The following is a 25,475-nucleotide window of genomic DNA, read 5'->3' as shown; positions in this document are numbered from 1 at the left end:
GAGTAAAAATGTCCTCTGACCAGATCAACCGCCGCGACTTTCTAAAACTCGGTGCCATTATCGGTGCTGCCGCCGCTGTCACCGCCCTGCCTGCCCCGGCATTTTCCGCACCGGCCACCCGTTCTTTGGCCGAATGTCTGGAAATGGGCCCGGTCGCCATGGCCGATGCCTCCGGCCCTGTATCCGCTTCCTGGCGATCCATCCGCATGACTGCCGCCGAAATACGCAACCCGGAAATACGCAACCGGGTGGAAGCAATTCTGGACACCCCTGCCCCGACACTGACAAAGGGGTTGGGTGCCTCCGAAAAAAAGGCCGTCTACAGCGAGCTCACCGCCAAAGGGCTTCTCAAGGACGTCAAGGAAGCCGATTTCCTGCCGCAGTCCGCCGGCAGCACCAAGGCACCGCAGCCGTTCCGGTCCGCTCCGGGCAGCGGCTACCAGAGCCACCATTCCTATCCGGGCGGACTGGTCACGCACACCGACCTGAACGTGCGCATGTCTCTGGCCCTGTATGACAACTACCGCGTCGTTTACGATTACATGCTCGACCGCGATGTCATTATCGCGGCCCAGTTGCTGCATGACCTGCACAAGCCGTGGGTATTCCAGTGGGATGCCAACGGTGAATCCCGCACCGAACTGTCCCTTGCCGGAACCGGCGAGCACCATGTCCTCGGCGTTGCCGAATCCATTGTCCGAGGCCTGCCCGCCGAAGTCTGCGTGGCCCAGGCATGTGCCCACAACCATCCGCGTACCCCTGCTGACGAAGCCCAGGTGGTCGGCTGGCTCACGGCCGCATCCATCATCGCGGGCGTCGATCCGGTCAAGGCCGGACTCCTGGCCCCTGACGCAGCCACCCTGCCCCTGCCCCGCCGTCAGGAAGGATTCGTCACCCATCTCGGCGACCACGACTGGGTACTGACAGTTCCTGCAGCCCAGTGGCTCTTCCCGGTCATGGAAAAGGTGGCGGTCCGCGACTACGGCATCAGCCAGAACGATCTCAAGAAAAAACCTTTCAACCAGTTCCGCAACTACGTCTTCTCCCAGGCGACCGCCATGGGCCTGTACGAAACCCTCGCCTCCAGGGGTGAAAGCGAATTCGTTCGCACCGTTCATTCCATAGTCACCCCGGCCTAACAGCCGTTCTCCGTCTCCCCGCCCCTTGAAAAGGAGCCGGGAAATCACCCGGCATCCACCGGCCGGAGGAAAAAGAGCGCACGATTCCCCGACTGGGAACGCGCTCCTTCCTTCGGCCCGGACCGGGCAGGGCGGAGCACAAAACCTGATCCGCCCGATCCGACCACGCCCCCCCCCATCACCCTCATCCCGGCTCACCCCGAATCATTTATAGACTTAATCTAGATTTAACACTCGGATAACACTGTATTTTTCCGGCGCAATCACTTTGGGCGAAAATTCGGGTGGTTACGTCATGCCAAATCGTGATATACAACATGACATGATTTGAGCGACAAAGAATCATCATTAATTCATTAAACTAATTAAAGATCAGGCCGATAAGAAACAATGAGTCAAACGGCCAGGATTTATAGAAAAGCAATGAGCAACAGAAAAACGGAATTGGCCGAAAGAATGATTGAGTTGAAAGCGGCGCTGGACGAGGCCGCTGCCAGGGCAGGCCGCGACCCCGAAGAGGTGACGCTAGTGGCCGTGTCCAAACTCCATCCGGCCTCGGACATACGCGCGCTGGCCGAAACAGGACAGACGGAATTCGGGGAAAACTATGTACAGGAGGCCCTGGGCAAGCAGGAGGAACTGACCGATCTGGAGGTGAATTGGCACTTCATCGGCGGCCTGCAGTCGAACAAGGCCAAGTTCGTGGCCGGAAATTTCGAGCTGGTGCACAGCGTTGATTCACGTAACCTGGCCCAGGCATTGCATAAAAAGGCGGCAGGCCTCAATGTGGTTCAGGACATCCTCATTCAGGTGAATATCTCAGGGGAAGCTCAAAAGTCCGGAATTTCAGAGGAAAACCTGCATCAACTGGCCGATGAGATAATGGGAATGCACGGTGTGCACCTTGTCGGATTGATGACGATGCCGCCCTTTTTCGACGACCCTGAGCGCGCGCGACCGGTTTTTTCCCGCCTGCGGGAACTGAAGGATGGGTTGGAAAAACAGTTGGGCACCAAATTGCCGCACCTCTCCATGGGCATGACCGGCGATTTTGTCCCGGCCGTACTGGAAGGGGCGACATTGGTGCGTATCGGAACACGTATTTTCGGAGTGAGACCTCCGAGAGGATAAGAAGAAGGCAGAGTAAGCATGGATCTGGGAACCATAATCGGCATCGTTCTCTCGTTCGGCCTGGTGTTGTCGGCGATCATGACAGGCTCAAGCCTGATCATCTTCGTTTCCGTGCCGTCTCTGCTCATCGTTGTGGGCGGCACCATCGGTGCAGGGCTGGTCAACTACCCCATGAACTACATCATCGGCGTCATCGGCGTCATCAAGAACACTTTTTTCACCAGTCTCGACGCGCCCTCCGAGGTCATTGACCGGTTCAAGGACTACGCCAACCGCGCCCGCCGTGAGGGCATCCTCTCCCTGGAGCCGCTGATCAAGGAGATCGAGGACGACTACATGCGCAAAGGGTTGCAACTCACCGTGGACGGACTGGAACCGCAGACCATCCAGGAGATCCTGGAGACCGAAATTTCCTACCTCGCCGAACGGCATGCGACCGGCGCGGACGTGGTGTCCGCGCTGGGCACCCTGGCCCCGGCCATGGGCATGATCGGCACCGTCATCGGCCTGGTGCAGATGCTCCAGACCATGTCTGATCCGTCCTCCATCGGCCCGGCCATGGCCGTGGCCCTCCTGACCACCCTGTACGGTGCCATCATCGCCAACCTCGTCCTCCTCCCCATGGCGGGCAAGCTCAAGGCGCGCAGCAAGGAAGAAGTCCTGCTGCGGGAGATGATCATGGAAGGCATCCTGTCCATCTCCAAGGGAGAAAACCCGCGCATCATCGAGGAAAAGCTGAACAGCTACCTGCCCCCCAAGGACAGGATCGTTTCCGATTAACCGTTTCAGACCGGCCCCAGGGGGCGCGTCATGGCCAAGAAGAAGAAAAAACAAGTCTGCGAAGAAATTCCTCTCTGGATGGTCACGTTCGCGGACTGCATGACGCTCATGCTGACCTTCTTCATCCTCCTGGTCTCCATGTCCACCGTGGACCAGCGCAGGAAGCTGGTGGCGCTCGGCTCCATCATCGGCACCTTCGGCTTCAACCAGGCCAGCTACGATGTCTTTTCCAAGGAAGACACCAAAAAGACCGTTGAACCCGGCCCCATCGACACCGGCGATCTGGAACCGCTCCAGTCCCTGAAATGGGAAAACATGGACGATGACATCAACTTCAGCTCCAGCCGCTTCGTCCAGATTCTCTCCATCAACGCCCGGCTCCTGTTCGGGCCGGACGGCACCACGCTGAGCGCCGAGGGCCTGGAAACCCTGAACCGATTCCTGCCCCTGCTCATGCAGGTGCGCTACCCCCTGCTCCTGGCCGGGCACACCTCGGACCTGCGCGATGAGCTGGGCCTGAATTACCAACCGGGCAACGACGAAGAGAACCCCGATCTTTCGTGGCGGATATCCCTGAACAGGACCCTGACCATCTATCAGTACCTGCTCGACAACGGCATGAGTCCCGACATGGTCAGAATGGAGGCCTTCGGCAAATATCGGCCCCACTATCCGCCCGACACGGCCGAGAACCGCAGCCGCAACCGCCGCGTTGACATCGTGCTGGACAAACGCTCCAGCCGGTTGGGCGACCGGATCGTCGAGACCATGCCTCAGGAAAAGGAACGCAAGGACACCCTGACCGTGGACGGCTTCGAATTCGACGTATCCACGCCGAAGGAACTGCAATAGCCATGGCTAAAAAGAAAGAAGCACCATGTCCGCCCCTGGCACTCTGGCTGATCACCTTTTCGGATCTGATGACCCTGCTGCTCACCTTTTTCGTGCTGCTCCTGACCATGGCCTCCATGGACAACGCCATCCTGACCACGGTCACCTTGACCACGGCGGACCTCGGCCTGCTGGAAAGACGCGGCTCAGGCAGAGTCAACGCCAAGGAACGGATGGTGGTCGAACTCATGGAAAAGCCCTGGGAAGTCCTGGACAAGCAACAGCGAATCAAGGACCTGCTCTTCCCTGACGACATCCTGCCCGACGAGATCAAGAAAGCCGACCTTGACGACAATCTCGACGTGCTGGCCAAACAGGACGGCGTAGCCCTGGTCTTCACCGATGAAATCCTGTTCGATGCAGGCGGCTCCGAACTCTCCGAGCAGGGGAAATTCCTCATGTCCAGGCTCGTGCCCATGATGACCCAGACCGAGGCCCCCATCAATGTGGCGGGCTTCACCGATGCGTCCGACGGTGCCGAGAACTCGCTCGCCCTGTCCGGGGACCGCGCACTGACCGTGCTTGCCTTCCTGGTGGACCTGGGCGTTCCGAGCAAACGGTTCACCCTGTCCGCCTACGGCAATGCCTTCCCGGTGATCAACGACCTGGGCCGACCGGTAACATCACCCAAGAACCGCCGGGTGGAGATTCTGCTCAAGACGGCTCGCCCCATCGGCGGCTACCAGTAGTCTAAACTTTATCTGGAAAATTGACCCGATTGACGATATATAAAAATAGCAACACACATTAAGAAAGGTGGCCGCCATGGCTGAAGAAGCTCTGACGCAAGAAGAAGGGAAAAAGAAAGGCGGGATGCTCAAGTGGATCATCATCGCCGTGGTGCTTGTGGTACTCGGAGTTGGCGGGTACTTCGGGTACACCATGTTCATTGCCGCTCCGGCAGAAGACTCGGCCGCCAATGACGCGGCTTCGACCGATGCGAGCAAGCCCACCGAGGACCTGGAAGGTAAACTCGTGCCTCTGCCCCTGTTCCTGGTCAACCTGGCCGACCCTCTGGGCCGCAGATACCTGAAGCTCGGAATCGAGGTCGAGGTGCGCGATCCCGAAGCGGAGGCGGCCCTGGCCAAGTATGAGGCCAAGGTCAAAGACACCCTGCTCCTGCTCCTTTCAAGCAAGACTTACGAAGGCCTCTCCACCATGAAAGCCAAAATGGAACTCAAGCAGGAAATCGCGGACAGGCTCAACCAGATCATCGGGAACGGCGGCGTGCTCAGAGTCTACATCACGGAGATGGTCATCCAGTAGCACGCTTTTTGCAAATCCCTTTTCGGACCGTCATTTTTTTTGACGGACCCTCTGGTTACAAACGTTTTTCGCGAGGTGAGCGACATGGCTGAAGATCAAGATAAACTTGCTCAGGAATGGGCCGATGCCCTGTTGGACGGTGACGACGGGGGAACCGACTCCGATGATCCCTTGGGGAGTCTCGAAAACGTGACCGATCCTTCGGAAGCGGGCACTGCGGACGTGGGCCACGACGACGAATCCCTGGCCGACGAATGGGCTGCGGCCCTGGCCGATACCGAGCAGGACGAGATCAAGCACGAAAAGGAACAGGCGTTCCTTTCCACTCAGACCCATGATTACGAGCTTCCCGACATGGGGCCGAACGCCAAGGCTGGCAGTTCTTCGGGCAAACGCGATCTGGATTTCATCCTGGACATCCCCCTGGAAGTCTCGGCTGAGCTGGGCCGCACCAAGCTCCTGATCAACGAACTTTTGCAGCTCGGCCAGGGTTCGGTCGTCGAGCTGAACAAACTGGCCGGTGAGCCGCTTGAAATCTACGTCAACGGCAAGCTGGTGGCCCGCGGTGAAGCCGTGGTCATCAACGAAAAATTCGGTATCCGGCTGACGGACATCATCAGTCCCATCGAGCGGGTAAAGCAACTTGGATAGCACGACGGTAGGCACGACGGCTGCTCCCATGCAGCTTCCGGCAGTGGACTCGGGGACCACCATCCTGACCACGACCGGATATCTTTTCCTGCTGCTCGGCGTCATCTTTCTGGCATACTACCTGCTCAAACGGTTCGGCGTTCCCGGCGCACTGACCTCCGGCCGCAGCGGACCGCGTCTGCTCAGCCGCCTCATGCTCGGCAACCGTCAGTCCGTGGCCGTGATCCGATACCGCGACAAGGATCTGCTGCTCGGCGTGACCGAAGACAATATCACCCTGCTTTCGGAATCCCAAGCGGACGCGGACGAAGAACCTCCCGCACCCGTCAGGAGCTTTGCCTCGTTGCTGAAGAGGAGCGCACGCGATGACACGTAACGGAAATCGACTGCTGACGGTTCTCCTGATCGCGCTCGCCGCAGTGTTTCTTCCGGTGCTGGCCCATGCCCAGGGTCCGGTCATCCCCAAGCTGACCATGGAACTGGCCGCAGGCCAGGCCGACCCGCAGGAGGTTTCCACCCTGCTGGAAATCCTGTTCCTGCTGACCATCCTTTCCATGGCCCCGGCGATCATGCTTACCATGACCTCGTTCACCCGGATCATCATCGTCTTCCATTTCATCCGGCAGGCCATGGGCACCCAGCAGATGCCGCCCAACCAGATTTTGGCCGGGTTGGCCATATTCATGACCCTGGTCATCATGTATCCGGTGGGCAAAAGCATCAACGACACCGCGCTGCAGCCCTACATGGCCGAGACCATCAATTTCACTGAAGCGCTGGACCGGGCACAGGTCCCCATCCGCGCGTTCATGTTCAAGCACACCCGTGAAAAAGACCTGTCGATCTTCTATTCGATCACCAAGGAGCCGCGTCCCGAGAACAAGGAAGAAGTTCCGACCATCATGTTGATAGCCGCCTACACCATTTCCGAATTGAAAACCGGCTTTACCATCGGTTTCCTCATCTACATCCCGTTCCTCATTCTTGACATGGTGGTCGCCTCCATCCTGCTGGCCATGGGCATGATGATGCTCCCGCCGGTCATGATCTCGCTGCCGTTCAAGATTCTGCTGTTCATCCTGATTGACGGCTGGAACCTGCTCGTGGGTTCGCTGGTCAACACGTTCCAGTGACCAAACACACAGTGTTACCCGGGGAGTAGTGCGTCATGACACCTGAATTTGTCGTCGGTTTCGCCAGACAGGCCATCGAGATGACCCTGATCATCTCCCTGCCCATGCTCGGCATCGGCATGGTGGTGGGCATCTTCATCTCCATTATCCAGGCAGCCACCCAGATTCAGGAAATGACCCTGACCATGGTCCCGAAGATCATCGCCATATTCCTGGCCCTGCTCATCGCCTTTCCATGGATCATGGACAAAATGATGTCCTACACAACGAACCTCTTCCTCAACCTGCCCAATTACATCAAATAGCCGCGTTACAGCGCCATTCCTTTCTACGCCTCTCCTTAGTGGGGCCAGCTAATTTCTTGCCATCGGCCCGACAGCGGGTTAATGTTTTTAAATGTATCCTTATAAACATTAACCTTGTTCAAACCAGGTGACGGCATGACATCACGGCTGATGCATCTCCGGCTTCCGGTCCTGCTCTTCTTCCTTCTGATCCCGTGCCTGACGGTTGTCAGACCGGCCGCGGCCTACCCGCTTTTCCGCTCGCCGGAGCTCACCCTGCCGCAAGGAATGGATCTGTCAGCCTGGATCGACTCACTCACCCGGAAGATTCCCGCCCCAGCCTCCCTCACCATACTCGAACCCGCTGACGGCGCCCTGGTCCCGAGTGACGCGGCCTCACCCTTCTTCCGATGGCAGGACGACGCCCCGGCATGGCTCATCACCCTGTCCGTGGACGGCGCTCCCGTGTGCCAGGGGGTCATGGATACGCCGTACTGGATTCCCGACCAAACCATGTGGGAACGGATCAAGGCCGCTGCGGGCCACCGGACCATCAGGGTAACCGTGTCGGGCATCGACTCCGCATCGACATTGACCGGCCGGGGGGAAACCTCCTTTGCCATATCCGAGGACCCTGTGGGCGTGCCACTGGGCTTTCTCAGAAAACGACTGCCTTTCCGCAAGGCCAAGGACGCTCCCCACGACAGCCAGATGGTGGTGGGCGATGTCGGCTCCTACGGCAAACCGCACGTGGTCCTGCAGGACCAGCCCATCTGTTTCAACTGCCACGCCTATTCCCCGGACGGAAAGACCTACGGCATGGACATGGACTACAAGGGGGACAAGGGCGGATACGCCCTGATGGGCATGGAAAGGACCGTAACTATCACCGACAACGACATCATTTCCTGGAACGCCTACAAGGCGCCCAAGCCCTCGAAGTACAGCATGGGCCTGTTCACCACCTTCTCGCCGGACGGAAAATACGCCGCCTCAACGGTTGGTGAATCCTCGGCCTTTGTCATGCTCGATGATTTGTACTTTTCGCAGATGTTCTATCCTGCCACCGGACAGATCGCCCTGTACGACAGGGAACGAAAAACCGTAACACCGTTGCCCGGAGCCGATGACCTCAGCCTGATCCAGACCAACCCGGCCTTCACTGCCGACGGCAGCCGGGTGGCCTATGCCCGGGCCATGGTCAAACCGGAAATACTCGCCGCCATCAAGGCCGGAGACCTCAAGCGCGAGGACCCCACCCAAACCATCCTTGACGTCAACAAGAAATACCCCATTCAGTTCAGCCTCTACTCGGTGCCCTTCAACAACGGGCACGGAGGCCAGTCAACGCCCATCGCCGGGGCCTCGGACAACGGCATGTCCAACTTCTTCCCCAAGTATTCACCCGACGGCAAATGGCTGATCTTCACCCAATGCGAGACAGGACTGGTACTCCAGCCGGACAGCAGGCTGGTCATAACCCCGGCCGAAGGCGGCGAAGCTCGCGTGCTCCGGGCCAACATGGGGTTGATGAACTCCTGGCACAGCTGGTCGCCCAACTCCCGCTGGCTCGCCTTTGCCTCCAAGGGCAATTCGCCCTACACCGAAATCTTCATCACTCACATCGACGAAACCGGGCAATCCAGCCCGGCCCTGCGCCTGTTCCGATTCAGCCACCCTGAATTGGCGGCTATGGTGCCGGAGTTCGTCCCGACGAAAAACCTGTACCCACGGACCATGGAACTCGCCGACCCGGAAGGGGCCGCTGGCGAATCCATGGCCACAGACGGCAGATAAGCAACATCTTTCAAGGGAACCGAAACCGTGGGCGGTCCCTTGCTGGACCGCCCTTTTTCTGCCCGGCACAATCCATTGGTGACAACCGGGCCGAAACATCATAGATTCAGTATTCGGTGCCGAGGCCGTAGACAACCAACCCACATGAGCGCTCAATGACCAAGACCACTCCCCCGAAAGGACTCAGCGGCTCCAAGCTGCGTGCCACGCTGGACCCGACCAGCATCCCCTATAAAACCAGCGCCGACATCCCGGCCAAAAACGTCTATTCCCAGCTCCAGCCTCGGGCCATCCAGGCACTGGCGCTGGCATTGGAGATCAAGGGCAACGAACACAACGTCTATGTGTCCGGCGAACCGAACATGGGCCGCACCTATTTCGTCAAATCATTCCTCAAGCCCGAAGCAGCCAAGGCGACCCCGCCCGCCGATTGGGTCTATCTCTACAATTTCGAGGACAGCGACAAACCCATAGCCATCTCCTTGCCCGCCGGCCAGGGACGCAAATTCAAGCTGGCCCAGACCAAGGCCATCACGCATGTCCGCCAGGAAATCCCGGCCCACTTCGAGAAAGACACATTCCAGAAAAAGCACGAACTCATAGTCAAGAAATTCAATTCCAAGCGTGAGGGCCTCTTCAACAAGATGGATGCTTCGGCTGAGAAGGAGAACTTCTCCCTCAGCCTGGACGACGAGGGCGTACTCACCCTCTCGCCCATCGTGGACGGCGAGGTGGTCTCGGACAAGGATTTCGAGAAGCTCAAGCCCACCCTGCGCAAGGAACTGAAGGCCAAGGGCGAGGAGCTTCTGGCCGGGGTCAGCTCCATCCTGCGCCAGATCAACCAGAACGAAATGGACATGCGCGAATCCGAAACCGCCCTGCATCGCGAAACGGCCCAGGCGGTCATGAAGGACTGTTTCTCCCCGGTCATGGAGAAATTCAAATCCTTCCCCGGCTTGAGCGACTATTTCGAAGATCTGGTAAGTGAAGTGGTGGACAACGTGGACCAATTCATGCCGCGTGACAATTCCCTGGCCGGACTCATGCCCGAGGGGATGCCCACCGGCGAGGACTTTTTCACCAGGTTCGAGGTCAACCTGTTCGTGGACAACGGCAAGACCAAGGGTGCTCCCGTGGTGGTGGAAGACCACCCCACTGCATTCAACCTGCTCGGCTCCATTGAGCGCGAGGCCGAAATGGGGGCGCTTTACACGGATTTCACCCTGATCAAGGCAGGCTCCCTGCATGAGGCGAACGGCGGTTTCCTCATCCTGAACATGGAGGACCTGCTTTCCAATCCCAGCTCCTGGGAAGGCCTGCTCCGCGCCCTGCGCTCGAACCAGTCCCGGATCGAGGACCCGGTGGACCCGGAACAGGTCCGCGCCCGCACCATCCAGCCCGCGCCCATCGACCTGGACCTCAAGGTGGTCCTCATCGGCACGGACGAGCACTACGAGCTCCTGCTCTACAATGACGACCGGTTCGCCAAATACTTCAAGCTCAAGGCCCATCTGCAACACGCGGCCATGCGCACGGCGGCCAACATCCGCAACTATATCTCCATCATCGGCCAGACCGCCCGAGAATCCAAAGTACTGCCCCTGACCCGTGAGGCCATGGCCGCGCTGGTGGATTTCTCCTCGCGGCTGGTGGAGGACCAGAAGCGCCTCTCGCTCTATATCCCGCTCATCCGGGAACGCATGATCGAGGCCTCGGCCCTGGCCCGCATGGCCGGCAAGAAAGTCATAGACCAGGTAGCCCTGAACAAGGCAGTGGCCGCAAAGGACTACCGGGTCAATCTCTACGAAGAGGAGTTCATGGCCGACTACGACCGTCAGGTCATCAAGGTGGCCACTGACGGAACAGGCATAGGCCGGGCCAACGGCCTGTCCGTGACCCTGTTCGGCGACTATGAATTCGGCCTGCCGCATCAGATCTCCTGCACGGTCGGCGTGGGGCACGGCGGCATCCTCGACCTGGAGCGCGAGGCCCAGCTCGGCGGCCCCATCCACACCAAGGGCATGATGATCATCAAGTCCTACCTGGTCCGCCTGTTCGCACAGGACAAACCCATCGTGCTCACCGGCTCCCTCTGCTTCGAGCAATCCTATGCGGGCATCGAAGGAGACTCGGCCTCGGGCGCGGAGCTGGCCTCCCTGCTCTCCGCCCTGTCGGACACCCCCATCAATCTCTCATACGCCTTTACCGGGGCGGTCTCGCAAACCGGCGCCGTCATGGCCGTGGGCGGCGTCAACCGCAAGATCGAAGGATTCTTCGAAGTCTGCCGCCGCCGCAAACTGACCGGCAGGCAGGGCGTGATCCTGCCTGCGGACAACGTGGTCAACCTGATGCTCAAGGACGAAATCGTCCAGGCCGTGGATGAAGGCAAGTTCCACATCTTCCCGGTCAAGACCATTGAGGAGGCCATGTCCATCCTGACCGGCATGCCCTGCGGCAAGCGCGGGAAAAACGGCCAATATCCAACGGGCACCCTCTACCGGAAGGTGGACTCGCGCCTGGCGGAACTGGCCAAGCTCGCCATGCCCGGAGACTGCCAAAAATAACCCGACAACAGTCACGGGAGGACTCCTTTCAAAGGCGTACCTCCCGCACTCCATTCCAAATCCATTCATGGTGTCCTCACAAACACGATGCATTGACGAAGGCATGACTCGACGGTAGGGTCATGCCAGTTTTTTTCAGGAGTAACTGCATATGTACTGGATAGCATTCGGCGACATACATGAGAGCATCGACCTTCTGGACTCCATTCCGGGACTGGACGATGCCGACGGCGTGATCATTACCGGCGACATCACCAACCGGGGCAGCCGGGAAGCGGCCAACCGGGTGATCGAGGCCGTGGCCCGGATCAATCCGTGCATCATGGCCCAGCCCGGGAACATGGACACCGACGTGGTCCAGGCCTATCTTCAGGAAAAACACATGGACATCCATCTACAGGTCCGGGAGCTGGCACCGGGACTCGGCCTCATGGGGGTCGGCCTGTCCACGCCCACGCCCTTTGCGACACCAAACGAAATTTCCGAAGAAATGCTCGGCAGCCTCCTCGAAGAAACCTACATTCTGGCAGAGGCTTTCGACACCCTGATATGCGTCATCCATGAACCGCCCATCGACACGGCCGTGGACCGACTCTCCAACGGCCAGCACGTGGGCAGCCCGGCAGTGCGCGCCTTCATCGAACGGGTGCAGCCCGCCGTGGCCATCACCGGCCACATCCACGAATCCACAGGAACAGACATGCTCGGCAACACCCCGGTCATCAACCCCGGCATGTTGGCCGGGGGCGGATACGTGCGCATCGACTTTGACGGCCACACCGTAACTGCAACACTCGAAAGCGTTTAGATGAGCAAGATCGGCTTCATATGGGTGGGCAAGCTCAAGGAGCCGTTTTCCAGGGACGGGTGCGCCCATTACTGGAAAAAGCTTTCCCGGTTCTTCCAGCTCGAAGAGTCCGTCATCAAGGACGCGCCCGGCAAACTGCCCCCGGCAGATAAAAACAAGGTCGAGGGCGAACGCATCCTTTCCAAGGTCAAACCGGGCGACATCCTGATCATCCTGGATGAATTCGGCGAACGGCTGACCTCCCGGTCGCTGGCGGAAAAGGTCCAGAAATGGACCGACGCGCCCAACCAGCGGCCCGTATTCGTCATCGGCGGTCCCTTTGGCCTGTCCGACGAGATCAAGCAGGCCGCCCGCCATTCCATCCGCCTCAGCGATATGACCCTGCCCCACGAACTGGCCCGGCTGCTGCTCCTGGAACAACTCTACCGCGCCGGGACCATCCATAAAAACATGCCCTATCACCACGATTAAAGGAGAGTTCTCATGCTTGATATCGCCTACCTGGAACGCGTGGCCAACTATTTCGAGTCCGGCGACTGCAAATTCGAATTCGAGAACGGCGAGGAAGAACGCCGCATGCTCATCATCGACTTTCTCGAACACCTCATGGAACTGGGCGAACAGGCCGACGAACTGGCCACCAAGCTGATCTTCAAGGACGCGTATGCATCCCTGACCAATGAGGAAGGGGCGGCCAAAGCCGAAGCTGCCGAAGAGAACGAGGAAAAATAGCGGAGCACCACAAGAGAGGGAACGCCTTTTCAGCACAGTTTCCCCGCTTATTCAAAAATGCAAGCCCTGCCGTGCCTTCTGACACGGCAGGGCTTTTCTTTTGACTATCGGCGGCCCAGATCTTTTTTGACAATCCCGGAGCAGACTTCAACAGAGCCGCTTCTGCACGCAAGGCGGTGCTATACGCGCTTGAGTGATTCCGGGCCGTGCAGACCGCCCAATCGAACCAGGGCCAGGAGGGAAAGCGCCAGGGAGAGGGCAACGCCGATATAACTGAAATCCTTCTGTTCCGTGATGGCGGCCACAAGACCGCACAGCCCGCCGAGAACGATGGCGCTCAACATGACACGGGCATTGACGACCCGCTTGCCGTGAGCAAGGATCGCCACTCCCAGGGGCGCGACAACGCCGCAGACATAGATATCGTTTGCCGCGAGCAACAGGGAAAGAATGGAGCCGCCGGAGTTGGCGATGGCTAGGGCACCGATGCCGATGACCGCCATGAGCAAGCGGCAGCGAACCAGATTGGTGCCGCCGATGAGATCGTGTTCGAGGACCGTGGCGGCTGTGATGAGGCAGGAGTCCGCTGAGGAAATGATGGTCGACAGCAGGGCGAAAAGCAGGAGTGTTCCGGCCCATCCCGGCATGGCCGAGGGGACCACCTGTGTCAGTATCGAGTCCGTATTTGTCCCGGCAGGGGCAAGTCCGCGGGCATAGAGTCCGATGCAGACGATGACAACGGCACAAAGAGCGATTCCCACGGCACCGCAAAGCGCTCCCCGTTTGGCCTGCACTGCGTCTCGCGCGGTGAACAGGCGGCCGAACAGCATGGGGCAGATCACGTAACTGCCGCCGACGATGAGCATGAAGTAGCTCCATTTGGAGAGCGGGAAGGCTTCATTGGTGAACTGGAGCGGGATGTCGGACAGGGACACCGACGAGGCATTCCCCACGAAATAGAGAGCAAAGAGCAGTCCCACGGCAACAATGGCGAATTGCACCACATCACTCTTGAGAATCGAGTTCTGGCCGCCCAACGCAGTATACCCGGAGATGAACACGGCGCAGGCGATGAGTGCTGTCTGGTACTCCATGCCCGAGATGGATACCGTGACCTTGGCAGCCGCAATATACTGTGCGGCAAGGATGGAGGCCCATGCCGGAATGATGACGAGCGCCATGATCCGGCGAGCCGCCAAAGAGATATACCGCTCGGCCATGTCAGGCAGGCTGTACACGTTGCTGTTGCGAACCTTGTTTGCAAAAACAACTCCGAGGACCACCAGACCGATCGCACCGGACCCAAGCCACCAGATGGCGGGAGTGCCGACGGAATACGCCAGCCCGGTCATGCCGATGGTCGCCGAAGCCCCCACACAGGAGGCAACTATGGAAATGCTGATGACTGTCGCGCCGTACCGGCGTCCGGCCACCACAAACTCTTCAAAATCCTTGCGCTGAACGAATTCATACACGCCAATGGCAATGAAAAGGAGACAATAGATTACAAGAAGGACCATTCTTTTCTCATTTATTCGTAGTTTGATCGATGGCCTGGGCCACAACACTGCCGATATGGACGATTTCTTCTTCGGAAATACTGTATGGCGGCATCATGTAAATGAGCTTGCCAAAGGGGCGAAGCCACACGCCGTTTCTGACAAAGAACTCCTGCAGGCGCGTGACGTTCACCGGGGCGCACATTTCCACGACACCAATGGCCCCCAGGGTGCGCACGTCGGCTACGCCGGGCAGGTCGCGGCACGAGAGAAGCGCCTTGTTCAGCCACATTTCAATGTTGCCCACCCGCGACTGCCAGTCTGATCGCGCAAGCAGATCAAGGCTGGCAACGGATACGGCGCAGGCCAGGGGGTTGCCCATGAACGTGGGACCGTGCATGAGAACGCCGCCGTCAGCAGAGACGGTACGGGCCACCTCGCTGGTGGACAGGGTCGCGGCAATGGTCATGGTGCCGCCGGACAGGGCTTTTCCCACGCACATGATATCCGGCGCAATGCCCGCCCAATCGCATCCGAACAGCTTGCCGGTACGCCCGAACCCGGTGGCGATTTCATCAGCGATGAGCAGGACCCCGTGCCTATCGGCCAGACCCCGGAGGGCGCGCAGGTATTCCGGGTGGTAAAAATGCATACCGCCCGCACCCTGGACGATCGGCTCGATGATGATCGCGGCCACTTCGTGGCTGTGTTTTTCCAGCAGACGCGTGATCTCCTGAAGAGAGCCGGGGTCGAACGGCTGGTCAAAGCGGCAGTCAGGCCGGGGGGCAAAAACCTGTTTGGGCAGCAGGTTGGAAAACACATGGTGCATTCCGCCATGGGGATCACAAACGGACATGGCCCCGCAGGTGTCGCCGTGATACCCGCCCCGCACGGTAAGCAGCCGGGTTCGACCCGACTGCCCGTTTGCCTGCATGTATTGCATGGCCATTTTGATGGCGACCTCGACACTCACGGAGCCGGAGTCTGCCAAGAACACATGGTCGAGCCCCTCCGGCGTCATCCCCACCAGCCTGCGCCCCAGCTCCACAGCCGGCTCGTGGGTCAGCCCCCCGAACATGACATGACTCATGCGCCCGATCTGGCTGCGCATGGCCCGTTCCAGCTCAGGATGCCCGTATCCATGAATGGCGCACCACCACGAGGCCATGCCGTCAATCAACTCACTGCCGTCATCAAGAACGATGCGCGTTCCGTGGGCAGACCGGACCTTGACCGTGGGCAGGGGATTGGTGGCTGAAGTATACGGGTGCCACAAATGGTCGCGGTCGAACGCCAAGTCCTCGTTCGTTGATTTAAAAACAGAGGGCAACCTGTCCACGGCTTGGGCCAAAAGGCAGACCACTTGCCGGTCGCGTTCCCCTTGGTCTGCCGCAAACGGAATGTCCGCCAGGACCGCGACATCCCCATGACGTGCAATGGCCGCAATGTTGTCGGCCCGCAGCGCCAGGTCTCCACCCCGGGAAGGGCTGGTGTTGGTCACCACGACTCCGGCCACGTTCAAACCACGGTTGCGCACGGCTTCAATGGTCATCAGCGTGTGGTTGATCATGCCGAGCCTGTTGTCGGCCACGATGATGACCGGCAGGAAAAGACGGTGCATCAGGTCGAGCATGGTCTGCCCGTCATTGAGGGGAACCGCAACGCCTCCCGCACCCTCCACGAGAATCAGGTCGTGGTTCCGCCCCTTGTTGCATATTTCCTGAACCAACTGATCGAGGACCAGCGAGTCTCCCGCGCGCTTCGCCGCCAGGTGGGGAGAGCAGGCCGGAACATACTTTCGGCAACACGCGTCAGGGTATCCGCCCGGAAAATGGGGGACGTTCAAACGGGCGTATTCCAACACGTCTTCCGCGACCAGAACGTTGTTCTTTTCCACGCATCCGGTCTGCACCGGCTTGACGGCCAGCGCCTTATGCCCCGCATCGGCAAGGGCCCGCAGAAGCCCTGCGCAAACACATGTCTTGCCGACACCGGTGTCAGTGCCGGTAATGAAATATCCTTTCATGGTACCTTTTTGGGGAGAATTTAAGGATGAATGTTCGGAGTTCTTAGCGACAAAATTCCCGAAAGGCAAACATGTGAAAGAACAGCCCGGACCCTGATTTGTCGCTGGACTCTCCCTGGCTCCTATGCTTGGATCACGCCCATGAGTTTGAAAATCGCACAGCAAAAAATCCTTGCAGGTAAACGCCTCTCCGATTCCGACATACACTATATTCTTGAACTGCCCGCCGAACGACTGGGGGAGTTGCTTGAATGTGCACACACTATTCGCAAAACGCATTTCGGCGGCCAGGTCTCATTGTGTGCCATTGTCAACGCAAAGTCCGGCACCTGCTCCGAGAATTGCTCCTTTTGCGCCCAATCCGGTTTCCACAAAACGGACAGCCCGGAATACCCCTTGCTCCCCGCGGAAGAGATTGCCGCGGCCGGGGCAGCGGCCCGCAAACACGGGGTAACCCGATTCGGTGTTGTCGCAAGCGGCAAACGGGTCGGCGAGGCCGATTTGCTCGGATTCGCCAGGGGCATAAAACTCCTGGCTGATATGGGTTTGTCCCCTGACATCTCGCCCGGGATTCTGGACCGGCCGCAACTCGTTGCATTGAAGAAATCAGGTCTTCAAGGGTACCATCACAACCTGGAGACATCCGCAAGCTTCTTTCCGAAGATGTGCACCACGCATACCTACGATGAAGACGTGCGCGCCGTGCGCGCCGGGCTTGATGCCGGACTGTACGTCTGTTCCGGCGGGATTTTCGGCATCGGCGAAAGCTGGGACGATCGCGTGGAGCTGGCCCTGCTCCTCGCAGAGCTTGGCGTCCCTTCGGTACCCATGAACTTCCTGCACCCCATTCCGGGGACGCCGCTCCAGGACCAACCGATTCTGAAGCCTGAGGAGGCCCTCAAGATCGTTGCGCTCTATCGCTTTCTGCTCCCGGACAGGGCGTTACGCATCTGCGGGGGACGACTCACGGTCTTCGGAAAAGCAAGAAAGGCAGAGCTTCTGAAGGCCGGGACCAGCGGCCTCATGGTGGGCAACTATCTGACCACCAAGGGCGGTGATGCCGCTTCCGACCTGACGGACATCAGCACGGCGGGACTGGTCGTTTCCTCGTAACCTCACGCCTTTTCACCCGGCCAATCACACCCCGAAAAAACGGGTTGCGCCCCGATGGGCACAACCCGTTTACAGTCTTCAAGCGACACACCAGGGTGGCGGGCATCCCATAGGATTGCCCCGGCCCCGGCCAATGGAGACGTCTAATTGACCAGCTTGGCCAAATCCGCCTCGCGGATTTCCTTGCGTTTGATCTTGCCCGAAATGGTCTTGGGCAACTCAGAAACGTAGTCGATGACCCGGGGATACTTGTAGGGCGCGGTCAGTTCGCGCACAAAGGCCTGGAGTTCCTTGGTCAGCTTCTCGTTGCCTTCGTAGCCGGGCGCGAGCACGACAGTGGCCTTGACCAGTTGGCCGCGCACCTCGTCGGGCAGACCGGTGACAGCGGCTTCGATGACCGCATCGTGGGCCACCAGGGCTGATTCCACCTCAAAGGGTCCGATGCGGTAGCCCGATGATTTGATCAGGTCGTCGGTCCGGCCCATGAACCAGAGATACCCGTCCTCATCGGCCCAGGCCTTGTCGCCGGTATGATACCAGCCGTCGAACTTGACGGATGCGGTCTTTTCCGGCTCGTCCATGTAGGAATCGAACAGCCCCATCACGGGCTTGTCAATGCGGATGCAGATTTCACCCTCTTCGCCCTGGGGAACCTTGTTGCCCTCCTCGTCCATGAGCGCGATATCCCAACCGGGCACAGGCTTGCCGATGGAACCGGGCTTGGGCGTCATGAACTTGAAGGTGGCCACCTGCAAGGTGGTCTCGGTCTGGCCGTATCCCTCATAGATGGGCATGTTGAAGGCTTTTTCCCAGGCGAGAAAGACAGAATCGTTCAGGAGCTCGCCCGCCGTGGTGCAGTGCCTGAGCGCGGAAAGGTCATACTTGGAGAGATCCTCCCGCACCAGAAAGCGATAAATCGTGGGAGGTGCGCAGAAGGTGGTGATCCCGTTCTCCGCCACGATCTTGAGCAGGGCGGCCGGGTCGAACTTGCCCCGGAAATCCCATACGAACACGATGGCCCCGGCCATCCACTGGCCGTAGAACTTGCCCCAGACAGACTTGCCCCAACCCGTATCGGACACGGTCAGGTGCACGTCCCCGTCCTCAAGATCGTGCCACAGGGCGCCCGTGGTGTAATGGGACGCTGCGTACTTGTAATTGTGCATCACCATCTTGGGCAGGCCGGTGGTGCCGGAGGAAAAGAATATGACCATGGGGTCGTCGCCGCCCGGAGAATCCGAAGTGCGCGGGAAGGCGGCGTCGCCGGTGGCCATGAGTTCCTCATAATCGAGCCAGCCGTCATTGGTCTTGCCGTCGATCTGCACGAACAGCTTCAAGCCGGGGCATTCCCCCTTGGCCTCGTCCACGCGCTCGACAATGCTATCCTCGCAGATGATGGCGGAGATGCCCGCATAGTTCACCCGCTGGGAGATGTCCTTCTTGGTCAGCAGCGAAGGGGACGGAATGGGCAACGCACCGATGCGGTGCAGGGCGAGCATGGTCGTCCAGTATTCCATGCGACGATAGACCACCAGCATGACCCGATCGCCCTTCCTGACGCCCTTTTTGACCAGCGCATTGGCCAGGCGGCAGGACGTCTTCTGGAAAAAACCGAAATCGAATTCGCGGCGAACCCCGGCGTCGTCAACGTGGATCAACGCGGTCTTTGCAGGCTCCAGCGCGTCCAGAACGTCAAAGGCAAAGTTGAAATTATCAGGGCATTCCGGCGTATATTTGGCGCACAGCTTTTCGTAGCTGGCGTATTCTTCCTTGGTAAACATGCTTCTTTCTCCGTGATTCAGATCAATTTTCGAGATTTTTTCCGCAACCAAAAATCGCAAACTTGTTCCGGGCGGGCCGTAAAATCCGACCAGCCCTAAAGAATCACATCGAGAAAACGAACCGGCTTGCCGTCCAGACCGCGCAGGGCGTGGGGGGTTTCCGAGTTGAAATAGAGGGAATCGCCGACCTCGACAATGATGGGTTCGCCGTCCATGCGGACCTCAAGACGGCCTTCCAGCACGTACATGAATTCCTGCCCACGGTGGGAGGTTGCGACCATCTCGTCGGCGGACTTGGGCGGGACCGTGATCAGAAACGGCTCCATCTCGCGCCCGGCAAACTTGTAGCCCAGGGATTTGTAGTCGTAATCCTTGCGCCGGTCCACGGCAAACCCCTCGTCCTTGCGCACCAGGGAGTAGGACTTCAGATGCGGCTCGCGCCCTGAAATGAGCGTGGTCAGATCGACACGGCAAAGCCGCGACACATCCAGCATATACCCGACCGGAATCTCGACCGTGCCGGATTCATAGGCCACGACCTTGTTCTCGGACACGCCGAGCAGGTCGGCCATTTCCTTGGGAGTCCAGCCGACGCCTTCACGAACGCCTGTCAAACGAGGCGCGATTTCCTTGTACTGTTCCACTTCATACCTCCTGGAAGAAATGCCTCCGGCGGCTTAAGAGCCCTTTGAAAAGGGTTCTTAAGAATCTCCGAAACTTTTTGTCGCCGCGCCGTTTCGGCGCGGGAATTTATCCATAAAGGAGCAAAAAAACACCTGTTCTGTCACAATGCGCCGCCATCTCACCTGTTCACCCCAACCAACCTACCATTGCGGCGCGCCAAAAAGTCCTGGAAGGGGGACCGGGGGAAACCTCTTTCAAGAGGTTTCCCCCGGATTCATACATCATAACCCTACGCGTCCGGCCACAGTTGGGCGGCCAGGTCGCGCAATTTATATTTCTGGATCTTGCCCGAGGCGGTCATGGGATAATCGGTCACAAAGGTGACGTACTTGGGAATCTTGTACCGGGCAATCTTGCCGCGACAGTAGTCGATGACGTCTTCCGGTTCCAGGTCCACGCCTTCCTTGCGGATGACGAACGCCCCGACTTCCTCGCCGAATTTTCCGCTGGGAACACCCGCCACCTGCACATCCAGGATACCTTCCATGGAGTAGAGGAACTCCTCGATCTCCCGCGGATAGATATTCTCGCCGCCCCGGATGATCATGTCCTTGAGGCGGCCTGTGATGGACAGGTAACCGTCCTCGTCCATGACGCCGAGATCGCCCGAATGGAGCCAGCCCTCGTTGTCGATGGCCGCGGCTGTGGCCTTCTCGTTATTGTAGTAGCCCTTCATGACGTTGTACCCCCGGCAGCAGACCTCGCCCTGAATGCCAGGAGCACATTCCTCGTTGGTTTCGGGGTCAACGATCCGGACCTCCACTTCGGGCATGGCCCGGCCCACGGTCTCGGTCATGTGTTTCAGGGAATCGCCTACCACGGTCTGGCTCATGACGGGAGAGGACTCGGTCAGGCCGTAGCAGATGGTGATCTCGCGCATGTTCATCTTGTCGATGACCCGCTTCATGACCTCCACGGGACAAGGCGAACCGGCCATGATGCCGGTGCGCAGGGAGGAATAGTCGAAGCGCTCGAACAACGGATGGTCGAGCATGGCGATGTACATGGTGGGCACGCCGTACACGGCGGTACATTTTTCCACGTCGATGGCCGCCATGACATCCAGAGGCACGAAATCCTCCTTGATGACCATGGTCACGCCATGATTGACGCAGGCCAGCACGCCGAGCACGCAGCCGAAGCAATGGAAGAGCGGCACGGTGAGACAGAGCCTGTCCCCGGCCCGGAAGTTCTGGTTCTTTCCGATCCAGTAACCGTTGTTGCCGATATTGTAGTGGGTCAGCTGCACGCCCTTGGGGAACCCCGTGGTCCCGGAGGTATACTGCATGTTGACCACATCATGCGGGTCAAGGGAGGCCTGACGCTGTGCGTAGTCCTCGTCTGACACCATGGCCGCCATGGCCTGCAGTTCGGGGATGGAATACATGCCCCGGTGCTTCTCATGGCCCAGATAGAAAACCCGTTTCAGATGGGGAAACTTATCGGTCTTGAGCTGGCCGCGTTCCTGGGTGCGCAGTTCCGGGATCTGTTCATAGGTGGTGGTCAGATAATCGTGATCGCGGTACTGGCCGATGATGAACAGGTTCTCGCTCTCGGAATGCTTGAGCAGGTATTCCACCTCGTGTGACCGATAGTGGGTGTTGACCGTGAGCAGTATGGCCCCGATCTTGGCCGTTGCGAACTGAAGCGCCACCCAATAGGGGACGTTGTTCGCCCAGAGGGCGACCTTTTCGCCCTTCTGCACGCCCAGGCCCATGAGGCCTTTGGCGATGGTGTCCGTCAGTTCATCGAATTCTTTGTATGTCAGACGAAAGTTGCGGTCCACGTAGACCACGGCTTCCTGGTCGGGATACTTTTGCGCCGTCTCCCTCAACAACTGGCCGAGGGTGATTTCTCGAAGTGCACTCATGACCACCGCCTATTCCGGGAAGTAGAGGACGGCGTAAATTTCGGCCTTCTCGTTACCTTCACAGGCCACGTTGTGCGGCACTATGGAATTGAAATAGGTGGAATCGCCCGGTTCAAGCACCTTCCGTTCCTGACCGTACTTGATACGCACCTTGCCGGAATGCACGACGATGAACTCCTCTCCCTCATGGGAGGAGAGCGTGTCGTCCCTGGCGGACTCGGGCATCAATTCGATGAAGAACGGCTCCATGTGGCGATCGGTCTTGCCCTTGCCCAGCGAATGGAATTTCAGACCGGCTTCCTTGCCGCCGGGGTGCATGACCAGCTCTTCTTCGCGGTCGGCCATACGGACGATCAGCGGATCGCTGGATACGTGGTCATCCAAAAAGGTTCCCAATCGCACACCCAAGGCACGGGCCAACTTCACCAGGGGCCGCAGGGAAGGATACATGTCCTCATCTTCAACGGCGCGGATAAAATCTTCGGTCAGGGTGGTCCTGTTTGCCAGGTCCTCGATGGTCAATTTCTGTTTTTCCCGGTAGGATCGGATTCTGTTTCCGATTGTACTCATTGCTCTTCTCCGTTCTCATTGGCACATGTGTAGCAGCAGTAGACTGTTTATGGATTGTAATTGGTACGTCCGTCGCTCCTGCCTGTATCGGATATGGCCCCGATTGTCACCACCATGCAAAACATTCCTCCCCGAGGATGAGATTTGTTGCCAATGCCGATGGGCAGGTGTATCTTGATCTTTCCCACTGTTTCAAAGAACAAGAGGCTACCCAAGTGACCCCTGACGAAAAGCGGCCCACCGAAGAAACAAGCCCGGAACCGGCACCGCCTGCCAGGCAGACCATCCGTGCCGAAATTCCTGCCGACGTCGAAATCGAAAAGATTTCCGGCGCCTTTTCTTCACAGACCATGCTCAAGGTCGGCACCGGCACCACCCAGCGCAAGGCCATTCAGAAAGCATTCTGGTTCGCCGAAGAAGGGCCGCCGGATGCAAAGGGGGGCCGCATTGTCCTGGTTCAGCCGCTGAACAACCACAATATCCCGTCCGGCCCCAAGGAAGAGGTGCCCCTGCCCGACTTCCTCAGCCGGTTCAGCCCGGAATTGGAGTATTACCAGGCCGAGGTCTATCCGAAAATGCGGGAGCTCAACTCCACCCTGAAACGGGCAGAGGAACAACGAGATCAGGGAGCCTTGTATTCCGCCCAGTTCGAATTCGAGGCGGCCCTCAACTTCGACGAGCAAAACGTGCGCGCCAATTTCGGCCTCGGTTTGACCTACATGGCCAGGGGCGAGCCGGAAAAGGCAGCCGACATCTTCGAGCGCGTGGTCACCCTGGATGCGGCCTTCACCCCGGAACACAAGCACCTGTTCAACGAGTTCGGCATCAACCTGCGCAAATCCAAGCTCACGGACCAGGCCGTGGACTACTATAACCGCGCCCTGGAGATCACTCACGACGACGAGAACCTCTACTACAACATCGCCCGCGCCTATTTTGAACGCGGCGACAAGGACGACTGCCGGGAAAACCTGAACAAGGCCCTCGAACTCGCCCCGGACATGGAAGTCGCTCGGAAATTTCTGGAGTACCTCGACAAAGAGGAGACATGACGGCCATGTGCCTCACCCTTGACCGGGTCTGCTTCGCCTACCCAGGCGGCCCCACCATCCTGCAAAACGCCAGCCTGACCTTCAAGCAGGGGGAGTATCATCTTGTGCGCGGCCCGTCCGGTTCCGGCAAGTCCACCCTGCTCCGGCTGCTCTGCCGACTGGAAGAAGTCCAGGACGGGACCATCACCTTCAACGACAGCCCGTTGCCGGATATCCCCCCGGCCGAACTGCGCCGCAGCGTGGCTTACGTGCAACAGATGCCCACCCTGCTGACCGGCACCGTTCGGGACAACCTCTTGCTGCCCTTCGCTTTCAAGGCAAATTCAGGGCTTCCCCGCCCCACTGACCGAACACTGACCGATCACCTTGATTCTTTCCTGCTCACCGGCATCACCCCTGATTCGAATGCGTGCAAACTGTCAGTGGGGCAGGCCCAACGCATCTGCCTTATCCGCAGCCTGCTGCTCTCGCCCGAGGTGGTGCTTCTGGACGAACCCACCGCATCCCTGGACGCCAAGTCCGCAGCCGTGGTTCTGGACAAGACAAGAGAACTCGCCGAAAGCAATGTGACCGTCATCATGATTTCCCACTCTGAAACCGTTCCCAAAGGCGTGACCAATACCGTCACGGTCGCAGACAAGGGGCTGGCCCTGCAATGACCCCGCACATCATCGAGATAGGCCCGTTTCAACTCGTTCTCTGCCTCGGCTTCGTGCTCCTGGCGGGCATCACCTCCATGATCAACAAGCTCGGCCTCGGACGCGACCTGCTCGTCGGCACGGTCCGCACCTTTGCCCAGCTCTTCCTCATGGGCTACGTGCTCAAATTCGTCTTCGAACTGAAGCTCATCTGGCTGGTCCTGCTCATGTTCCTCTTCATGGTGGCCGCTGCCGTGCACACCATTCGGGGGCGGGTCAAGGAGCGGTCCGTGCCGTTCGTCATCCCCACCTTCCTCTCCATGATCATCACTTACACCCTGGTCTCCATGATGGTTACCGGTGTGATCGTGGGTGCAAAGCCGTGGTGGACACCGCAATATTTCATCCCCCTGGCAGGCATGATCGTAGGCAATTCCATGACCGCCATTTCCATCTGCCTGGAACGACTCTTCTCGGACCTGAAATCGCGCCGGGGCGAAGTAGAAATGAAGCTCGCCTTGGGTGCCGACTTCCGCGAGGCGTCCCAGGATATTCTCGGCAACGCCGTGCGCGCGGGCATGATCCCGTCCATCAACTCGCTCATGGCCGTGGGGCTGGTCTCGCTGCCCGGCATGATGACCGGCCAAATCCTTTCGGGGACCGACCCGCTCATCGCCATCCGCTACCAGATCGTGGTCATGCTGATGTTGGTTGCTTCAACATCATTGGGGGCCTTGATTGTGACCAATCTGGTCCGCAAGCGGTGTTTCTCGAAAGGGCAGCAATTGCTTCTGCGGTAGCGTCTCCCCGATTCTACCGCGGGAGGCATTGTTTGGGGCTTGCCGCCCCAAAGGCATTCCATGTCCTTCTTCGCGGATGTGTGCGTGTTCCCCTTTCAGCAAGTCTGAAGAAGAGCCGTCGCTCATCGCTCCTCCATGTTTTTTTTCTGCCCTCCCGGCGGGGTTCTTTTTTGGCTGAGCCGCCCCAAAAAAGAACCAAAAAAATGCGGCTTTGGATTTTGGCCGCCCGGTGATCGGCGGCAAGAAGCTGATCGATTCGGGGTGGC

25 protein-coding genes are annotated in these 25,475 nt (G+C 58.9%); 19 read left to right on the top strand and 6 right to left on the bottom strand.

Going from position 1 to position 25,475, the window contains the following annotated elements; translation table 11 throughout:
- Positions 1-8 precede the first annotated feature (8 nt).
- From DWB63_RS15745 to DWB63_RS15675, 15 genes are all read left to right on the top strand, one after another.
- Positions 9-1,139 carry a twin-arginine translocation signal domain-containing protein gene (locus DWB63_RS15745; RefSeq protein ID WP_128329819.1) on the top strand — a complete coding sequence of 377 codons (1,131 nt, stop codon included), beginning with the start codon at positions 9-11 and terminating at the stop codon, positions 1,137-1,139.
- A gap of 423 nt (positions 1,140-1,562) precedes the next feature.
- A complete protein-coding gene (locus tag DWB63_RS15740) occupies positions 1,563-2,270 on the top strand; it encodes a YggS family pyridoxal phosphate-dependent enzyme (RefSeq protein ID WP_128329818.1) in 708 nt (235 codons plus the stop codon).
- Between the two features lie 18 nt (positions 2,271-2,288).
- On the top strand, positions 2,289-3,050 hold the full coding sequence (locus DWB63_RS15735; RefSeq protein WP_128329817.1) for a MotA/TolQ/ExbB proton channel family protein: 762 nt from the start codon (positions 2,289-2,291) through the stop codon (positions 3,048-3,050).
- Between the two features lie 30 nt (positions 3,051-3,080).
- A complete protein-coding gene (locus DWB63_RS15730; RefSeq protein WP_128329816.1) occupies positions 3,081-3,902 on the top strand; it encodes a flagellar motor protein MotB in 822 nt (273 codons plus the stop codon).
- A 2-nt stretch (positions 3,903-3,904) separates the two neighbouring features.
- Positions 3,905-4,630, top strand: coding sequence for an OmpA family protein (locus DWB63_RS15725; protein WP_128329815.1), 726 nt, complete (start codon positions 3,905-3,907; stop codon positions 4,628-4,630).
- 76 nt (positions 4,631-4,706) lie between these two features.
- Positions 4,707-5,207 carry a flagellar basal body-associated FliL family protein gene (locus tag DWB63_RS15720; RefSeq protein ID WP_128329814.1) on the top strand — a complete coding sequence of 167 codons (501 nt, stop codon included), beginning with the start codon at positions 4,707-4,709 and terminating at the stop codon, positions 5,205-5,207.
- Positions 5,208-5,291: 84 nt separating this feature from the next.
- Positions 5,292-5,858 (top strand): flagellar motor switch protein FliN, encoded by a 567-nt coding sequence (gene fliN / locus DWB63_RS15715; RefSeq protein WP_128329813.1) that lies wholly within the window; start codon positions 5,292-5,294, stop codon positions 5,856-5,858.
- A gap of 28 nt (positions 5,859-5,886) precedes the next feature.
- The gene (gene fliO / locus DWB63_RS15710) at positions 5,887-6,234 is read left to right on the top strand and encodes a flagellar biosynthetic protein FliO (protein WP_128329812.1); all 348 of its coding nucleotides are present in this window, start codon (positions 5,887-5,889) and stop codon (positions 6,232-6,234) included.
- Entirely contained in the window at positions 6,224-6,991 is a 768-nt protein-coding gene (gene fliP / locus DWB63_RS15705) for a flagellar type III secretion system pore protein FliP (protein ID WP_128329811.1), read from the top strand. Before fliO ends, fliP begins: the two co-directional genes overlap by 11 nt.
- A gap of 35 nt (positions 6,992-7,026) precedes the next feature.
- The gene (gene fliQ, locus DWB63_RS15700) at positions 7,027-7,296 is read left to right on the top strand and encodes a flagellar biosynthesis protein FliQ (RefSeq protein WP_128329810.1); all 270 of its coding nucleotides are present in this window, start codon (positions 7,027-7,029) and stop codon (positions 7,294-7,296) included.
- Positions 7,297-7,431: 135 nt separating this feature from the next.
- Positions 7,432-9,072: a PD40 domain-containing protein gene (locus tag DWB63_RS15695; protein ID WP_128329809.1), complete on the top strand. Its 1,641-nt coding sequence runs from the start codon at positions 7,432-7,434 to the stop codon at positions 9,070-9,072.
- Positions 9,073-9,227: 155 nt separating this feature from the next.
- A complete protein-coding gene (locus tag DWB63_RS15690) occupies positions 9,228-11,636 on the top strand; it encodes an ATP-binding protein (protein WP_128329808.1) in 2,409 nt (802 codons plus the stop codon).
- A 151-nt stretch (positions 11,637-11,787) separates the two neighbouring features.
- Positions 11,788-12,444, top strand: coding sequence for a metallophosphoesterase (locus DWB63_RS15685; protein WP_128329807.1), 657 nt, complete (start codon positions 11,788-11,790; stop codon positions 12,442-12,444).
- Positions 12,445-12,915, top strand: a complete 471-nt coding sequence (locus DWB63_RS15680; RefSeq protein WP_128329806.1) for a 23S rRNA (pseudouridine(1915)-N(3))-methyltransferase RlmH — start codon at positions 12,445-12,447, stop codon at positions 12,913-12,915.
- A gap of 12 nt (positions 12,916-12,927) precedes the next feature.
- Entirely contained in the window at positions 12,928-13,176 is a 249-nt protein-coding gene (locus tag DWB63_RS15675; protein WP_128329805.1) for a hypothetical protein, read from the top strand.
- Between the two features lie 179 nt (positions 13,177-13,355).
- Here the strand turns inward: DWB63_RS15675 and DWB63_RS15670 are convergent, their stop codons facing one another.
- Together DWB63_RS15670 and bioA are read right to left on the bottom strand one after the other, a co-directional pair.
- Positions 13,356-14,696, bottom strand: a complete 1,341-nt coding sequence (locus DWB63_RS15670; protein ID WP_128329804.1) for a sodium:solute symporter family protein — start codon at positions 14,694-14,696, stop codon at positions 13,356-13,358.
- 7 nt (positions 14,697-14,703) lie between these two features.
- Positions 14,704-16,701 carry an adenosylmethionine--8-amino-7-oxononanoate transaminase gene (bioA, locus tag DWB63_RS15665; RefSeq protein ID WP_128329803.1) on the bottom strand — a complete coding sequence of 666 codons (1,998 nt, stop codon included), beginning with the start codon at positions 16,699-16,701 and terminating at the stop codon, positions 14,704-14,706.
- Between the two features lie 141 nt (positions 16,702-16,842).
- Here bioA and bioB point away from each other — a divergent pair, with 141 nt between their 5' ends.
- Positions 16,843-17,814 carry a biotin synthase BioB gene (gene bioB, locus DWB63_RS15660; protein WP_128329802.1) on the top strand — a complete coding sequence of 324 codons (972 nt, stop codon included), beginning with the start codon at positions 16,843-16,845 and terminating at the stop codon, positions 17,812-17,814.
- A 143-nt stretch (positions 17,815-17,957) separates the two neighbouring features.
- Here bioB and DWB63_RS15655 read toward each other — a convergent pair whose 3' ends face one another.
- The 4 genes from DWB63_RS15655 to DWB63_RS15640 all read right to left on the bottom strand — a co-directional run bounded on the left by DWB63_RS15655 (position 17,958) and on the right by DWB63_RS15640 (position 22,719).
- Positions 17,958-19,595: an AMP-binding protein gene (locus DWB63_RS15655; protein ID WP_128329801.1), complete on the bottom strand. Its 1,638-nt coding sequence runs from the start codon at positions 19,593-19,595 to the stop codon at positions 17,958-17,960.
- A gap of 95 nt (positions 19,596-19,690) precedes the next feature.
- Positions 19,691-20,239 (bottom strand): XRE family transcriptional regulator, encoded by a 549-nt coding sequence (locus DWB63_RS15650; protein WP_128329800.1) that lies wholly within the window; start codon positions 20,237-20,239, stop codon positions 19,691-19,693.
- A gap of 269 nt (positions 20,240-20,508) precedes the next feature.
- Entirely contained in the window at positions 20,509-22,149 is a 1,641-nt protein-coding gene (locus DWB63_RS15645) for an AMP-binding protein (protein WP_128329799.1), read from the bottom strand.
- Between the two features lie 9 nt (positions 22,150-22,158).
- Complete coding sequence (locus tag DWB63_RS15640) at positions 22,159-22,719, bottom strand: XRE family transcriptional regulator (protein WP_128329798.1); 561 nt, start codon at positions 22,717-22,719, stop codon at positions 22,159-22,161.
- A gap of 137 nt (positions 22,720-22,856) precedes the next feature.
- Here DWB63_RS15640 and DWB63_RS15635 point away from each other — a divergent pair, with 137 nt between their 5' ends.
- From DWB63_RS15635 to fetB, 3 genes are read left to right on the top strand one after another with little or no spacing between them, the layout of a single operon-like run.
- Positions 22,857-23,771, top strand: coding sequence for a tetratricopeptide repeat protein (locus DWB63_RS15635; protein ID WP_128329797.1), 915 nt, complete (start codon positions 22,857-22,859; stop codon positions 23,769-23,771).
- The gene (locus DWB63_RS15630) at positions 23,768-24,430 is read left to right on the top strand and encodes an ABC transporter ATP-binding protein (RefSeq protein ID WP_241648888.1); all 663 of its coding nucleotides are present in this window, start codon (positions 23,768-23,770) and stop codon (positions 24,428-24,430) included. The genes DWB63_RS15635 and DWB63_RS15630 overlap by 4 nt, the downstream gene beginning before the upstream one ends.
- Positions 24,427-25,209 (top strand): iron export ABC transporter permease subunit FetB, encoded by a 783-nt coding sequence (fetB, locus tag DWB63_RS15625; protein WP_128329796.1) that lies wholly within the window; start codon positions 24,427-24,429, stop codon positions 25,207-25,209. Before DWB63_RS15630 ends, fetB begins: the two co-directional genes overlap by 4 nt.
- Positions 25,210-25,475 lie beyond the last annotated feature (266 nt).

Source organism: Pseudodesulfovibrio sp. S3 (genome assembly GCF_004025585.1).
In the GTDB taxonomy this organism is placed as follows: domain Bacteria; phylum Desulfobacterota; class Desulfovibrionia; order Desulfovibrionales; family Desulfovibrionaceae; genus Pseudodesulfovibrio.
This window is presented reverse-complemented; position numbering and strand designations above follow the sequence as displayed.